General features: G+C 74.0%; 5 protein-coding genes. All 5 read right to left on the reverse strand.

Annotated elements, in window-relative coordinates; genetic code table 11:
* Positions 1–12: 12 nt before the first annotated feature.
* The 5 genes from ACIBTU_RS35330 to ACIBTU_RS35350 are packed head-to-tail and all read right to left on the reverse strand — an operon-like array spanning position 13 to position 4,338.
* Positions 13–810, reverse strand: coding sequence for a polyketide synthase (locus ACIBTU_RS35330; RefSeq protein ID WP_399130781.1), 798 nt, complete (start codon positions 808–810; stop codon positions 13–15).
* Positions 807–1,541, reverse strand: a complete 735-nt coding sequence (locus ACIBTU_RS35335; protein WP_399130783.1) for an enoyl-CoA hydratase/isomerase family protein — start codon at positions 1,539–1,541, stop codon at positions 807–809. Before ACIBTU_RS35335 ends, ACIBTU_RS35330 begins: the two co-directional genes overlap by 4 nt.
* Positions 1,538–2,788 carry a hydroxymethylglutaryl-CoA synthase family protein gene (locus tag ACIBTU_RS35340; RefSeq protein WP_399130784.1) on the reverse strand — a complete coding sequence of 417 codons (1,251 nt, stop codon included), beginning with the start codon at positions 2,786–2,788 and terminating at the stop codon, positions 1,538–1,540. Before ACIBTU_RS35340 ends, ACIBTU_RS35335 begins: the two co-directional genes overlap by 4 nt.
* Before the next feature lie 27 nt (positions 2,789–2,815).
* Positions 2,816–4,090 (reverse strand): beta-ketoacyl synthase N-terminal-like domain-containing protein, encoded by a 1,275-nt coding sequence (locus ACIBTU_RS35345; RefSeq protein ID WP_399130785.1) that lies wholly within the window; start codon positions 4,088–4,090, stop codon positions 2,816–2,818.
* Positions 4,087–4,338, reverse strand: coding sequence for a phosphopantetheine-binding protein (locus ACIBTU_RS35350; RefSeq protein WP_399130786.1), 252 nt, complete (start codon positions 4,336–4,338; stop codon positions 4,087–4,089). The genes ACIBTU_RS35345 and ACIBTU_RS35350 overlap by 4 nt, the downstream gene beginning before the upstream one ends.
* Positions 4,339–4,385 lie beyond the last annotated feature (47 nt).

Genomic DNA, 4,385 nt, shown 5'->3' on the forward strand with positions numbered 1-4,385 from the left:
CGCGGGCTCGGGTCAGTGGGCTTCGGCGCCGTACGCGCCGACGATGCGTTCCATCACCTCGGGCAGCCGGAACGAGGTGCGGTGCAGCGCCGCCTCGCGGGCCACCGCCTCCCCCGTGGCGGCCAGCAGCGGAGCGGCCAGCTCCCGCTTGAGCAGTTCGATGGAGGCCCGGGGGGCGTGGGTCATGGACCGCGCGAGGTCCAGCGCGGTGCCCGGTACGTCGTGGTGCGGTACGACACGGACGGGCGCGCCGCGCTCGCGCAGTTCGGCGCCCCGGTAGGTGCGGGCGGTGAAGAGCATCTCGGTGCCCAGCTCGCGGCCGAAGCGGCTCGGGAACAGATGGGTGGCGCCCATGCCGGGGGTGAAGCCGTACTTCATGAAGTTGCCCGCGTACATGGACCGTTCGCTGAAGACCGCGAAGTCGGCGTACAGGGCCAGTACGAGGCCGCCGCCGATCGCGTGCCCCTGCACCGAGGCGATCACCGGCAGCGGGCACCGGGTGAACACCCGGAAGAAGTCGTCGGTGTCGAAACTCCCGTTGCCCCGCGCGAAGTTGACCAGCTCGCGCTGGGTGCCGCCGGCGCAGAACAGCTCGGGCCGGCCCTCGACGACGACGGCCCGGGTGCGCGGGTCGGCGGCGGCCTGCTCGATCGAGTCGACGAGCCCGGCCGTGAGCCCGGCGGAGAAGGTGTTGCGGCCGTCCGGGTCGTCCATGGTGACCACGGCGACGGGGCCCTGCCAGGTCAGCCGGACGACGGAGAGGCCGGAGGGGGCGGTAGGGCTGGTGGGGACGGTCGGTGCGGTGGTCATGCGGCACGCTCCGCGATCAGTCGGTGCACGGCGGGGTCGGTGAGCCGGTCGAGGAAGGCGCGCCCCGCGTCCCGGCCCAGCCGCCCGTCGCGCGGGAAGAGCCGGGCCCGGTACTCCTTGAGCGCGCCGGCGGTGCTCCGGTCGACGCGGCTGAGGCCCACGAGGACGCGCCGCAGCGCGCCTTCGGCGTCCTCGGCGGCCGTGTCGGCGAGCCCGGCGTCGACGGCCGCGGCGGCGTCCAGGTCCTCGGCGAGCAGGGTCGCCGCGAACGCCCGCTGCTCGCCGGTCCTGCGGGCCACGAACGGCAGGGCCATGGCGGGCACCAGGCCGACGAGGGCCTCGGTCAGCCGGAACCGCGCCCGGGGACCCGCGATCACGAGGTCGCAGGCGGCGGCGAGACCGACACCGCCCGCGGTGGCGCGACCGTCGACGAGGGCGACGGTGACCACGGGGGTGCTGGTCAGCCGGTCGAGGAGCCGCCAGTACGGCAGTTCCTCCGCCGCGGCGTCGGGCACTTCGGATGGCGCGCCGTCCGACAGGTCGGTCCCCGCACAGAAGTCGTCGCCGCGCGCGGACAGCACGAGGACCCGGCAGTCCGGGTCGGCCTCGGCGCTGTCGACGGCGGCGTGCAGGGTGTCCAGCAGCCGCGGGGTGATGGCGTTGCGCAGTTCGGGCTGGTCGAGCCGGGCCCGGATCACCCCGCGGACGCGGGTCAGGGTGACGGCGGTCATCGCTGCTCGCCCCCCAGCCACACGTACTCGCGGTGGTAGTCGCGCACGCCCGCGAGGACCAGCCGGCGGCCGCCGTCGAAGCGCGCCTTGGTGATCTGCGGGAAGCGGTCGAGGTCGAACGTGAAGTCCTGGGCGCCGAACTTCAGCTCGGCGGTGGCGGTGAGCAGCTCGTCGTACTCCTCGACGCTCAGCGCGTACCGGGCGTCGAGGGCCTCCCGGATGCCCATGGCACGGACGGCGCGCTGCGAGGCGGGGGTGACGACGGCGCTGTAGAACTCGGAGGCGCAGCCCGAGCCGTAGGAGAAGATGCCGACGCGGCGCTCGCGGTCGATGACGGCGTTGTCGATCGTCGAGGCGAGGGCGAGGAAGACGGTGCCGGCGTAGATGTTGCCGACCTGCTGCGGGTACTGGATCGCGGCGCCGAGACGGGTGGTGAAGTCGTCCTCGACGGCCTGCGGGGCGATGCCGCGCTTGAGCCTGCGCAGCGCGGCGCGGTGGGCGCCCTTGACCATGCCGGGGAACGGGGTGTGCATGGCGAGCAGGTCGAAGGAGTCCACGAAGTCGGCCCCGTCGACCTTGGCCGCGTAGTCCGTGAACGAGCCCTTGAGGCACTCGATGTAGGTGAGCAGCGACAGGTCGGTGTCGCCGGCCTCGCGCTCCGGGTCGGGGCGGCAGGTGTCCATGACCTCGTAGCTGTGGAAGCCGTTGGCCCCCTGGTCGAAGGCGGCCACGACCGGGTTGTCGCTCACCAGCATGGCCATGGCGCCCGCGCCCTGGCTGGGCTCGACGTAGGTGTGCGGCACGGGGCGGGCCACGTCGCTGCTGATGACCAGGGCCTTGGTCCCCTCGAAGGGGCTGGCGGCGACGACGGCGGCGGCCATCTGGAGGGCGGCGGTCCCGCTGTAGCAGGCCTGCTTCGTCTCGAACAGGCGGCAGTTGCGGGACAGGCCCAGGTGGTCGTGGACGTAGGTGGCGAGCGACTTGCCGAAGTCGACCCCGGACTCGGTGCCGACGATCAGCAGCTCGATGGAGTCGCGCTCCTCCTGGCTGAGGGCGTCGACGAGGGGCTTGGCCGCGTTCACGGCGAAGGACACGGCGTCCTCGCAGTGCAGCGCCACGCTCTTGCGGGCCATCATCAGGTTGCCGATCCGGCTGTCGTCGAGGCCGCGGGCCGCGAACAGGGTCGGTACGTCGATGTAGGTCTCACCGCAGTAGGCGTTGATGGCTTCGATGCCGACCTGCTTCATGCTCTTCTCCGTAACTGCGAGGCTGCTTCAGGGCTGGACGCGGATGACGACGGAGGCATTGATGCCGCCGAACGCGAAGCTGTTGCTGAGGGCGGTGCGCAGGGGCCGCCGCTCGGCCGTCCGGCCGGCCAACGGCAGGTCGGCGATGGGGTGTTCGAGGTTCGGGTTGGGGTGTACGGCCTGCGCGCGCAGCTGGGCGATCGTGGCCACCGCCTCGACCAGGCCCGCGGCGGACAGGCAGTGGCCGGTGAGCGGCTTCGTCGAGTTGACGCGCAGGTCCGTCCGGGCGCCGAACACCTTGTGCAGGGAGGCCGCCTCGGTCTCGTCGCCGAGGACCGAGCCGGTGCCGTGGGCGTTGACGTAGTCGATGTCCTCGGGGGTGAGGCCGGCCGTCGTCAGGGCCGCGCGCATGGCGGCGGCCTGGCCCTCGGCGTCGGGTTCGGTGCCGCGCCGGGCATCCAGGCGCTGGCCGTGCCCGACGATCTCGGCGAGGACCTCGGCGCCGCGGGCGCGGGCCGCCTCGGGCCGTTCGAGGAGGACGGCCGCCGCGGCCTGACCACGGACGAAGCCCTGCCGGTCGCGGTCGAACGGGCGGCACATCCGGGCGGGTTCGCCGCGCAGGTTCTCGTGGGCGAGCGCGCCGGTGCGCCGGAAGGCCTCGGCCTCCACGGGGGACAGTTCGGCGGCGGGCGCGACGACGAGGACGCGCTCCGCCCAGCCCGCGGCGACGGTGCGCGCGCCGTGCACGAGGGCGAGCGTGCCGCTGGCGGAGGCGCCGCCCAGTGCCCAGCCCTCGCCCCGGATCCCGGTCAGCTCGCTGACGACACCGATCACGTCGGCGTCGAGGTGGGTCAGGGCGTACGAGGCGCGCAGCCGGCCCGGGGCCCGGTCGTGGCCCAGGACGGTCTCGGCCTGGTGGGCCAGCGCGAGGTTGCTCCCGGCGACGAGCAGCGCGGTGCCGTCGGCGAGTTCCCCGGCGCCGAGCCCGCTGTCCCGCACGGCCCGCAGCGCGACGCACGCGGCGGTGCGCGCGGGCAGGGCGGCGCGGCCCGCGACCTTGCGCAGCCGGGCCGTCGTCGCGGGCTCGTCCGGCAGGTGCCGGGCCGCCCAGTCCGCGAGGGTGAACCCGTCGAGCGCGGCGACGGGCAGGCACGCCTCGTCGTCCGCGGAGTCCTCCGCGGACGGCAGGGTCACGGCGCTGCGGCCGGCGAGCAGCGCGGCGGTGAAGCCGTCGAGGTCGTCGGCGAGCGGGCTGAGCACCGAGGCGGCGGTGACGGCCACGGCGCCGGGTATGCGGGTCACGCGTGGGCGCTCGCGTGGGCGCGGAACACGGCGACCAGGGAACGCAGGTCGTTCGCCCGGGTCAGCTCCGCGTTGGGCACCTTGATGCCGAGCTCGTCCTGGGCGGCGATGACGACGTCCATGCGGTCGATGGAGTTGGCGCCGAGGTCGCGCATGCTGTGGTCGAGGGTGATCTCGACGTCGGCCGCCTCGGGCAGAACGTCGACGATCTGGGCGCGGATGACGGCGAAGATCTCTTCCTCGGTCATGAGGACGGTTTCCTTTCGGGTGCGCGGGGGCTCGGAGGCTCTGGTGC

This window comes from Streptomyces sp. NPDC050145, from assembly GCF_044460245.1.
Classification (GTDB): domain Bacteria; phylum Actinomycetota; class Actinomycetes; order Streptomycetales; family Streptomycetaceae; genus Streptomyces.

Coding starts and splice junctions, on each gene's coding strand:
- ACIBTU_RS35330 (WP_399130781.1), bottom strand. CDS start 810: ATGACCACCGCACCGACCGTCCCCACCAGCCCTACCGCCCCCTCCGGC.
- ACIBTU_RS35335 (WP_399130783.1), bottom strand. CDS start 1,541: ATGACCGCCGTCACCCTGACCCGCGTCCGCGGGGTGATCCGGGCCCGG.
- ACIBTU_RS35340 (WP_399130784.1), bottom strand. CDS start 2,788: ATGAAGCAGGTCGGCATCGAAGCCATCAACGCCTACTGCGGTGAGACC.
- ACIBTU_RS35350 (WP_399130786.1), bottom strand. CDS start 4,338: ATGACCGAGGAAGAGATCTTCGCCGTCATCCGCGCCCAGATCGTCGAC.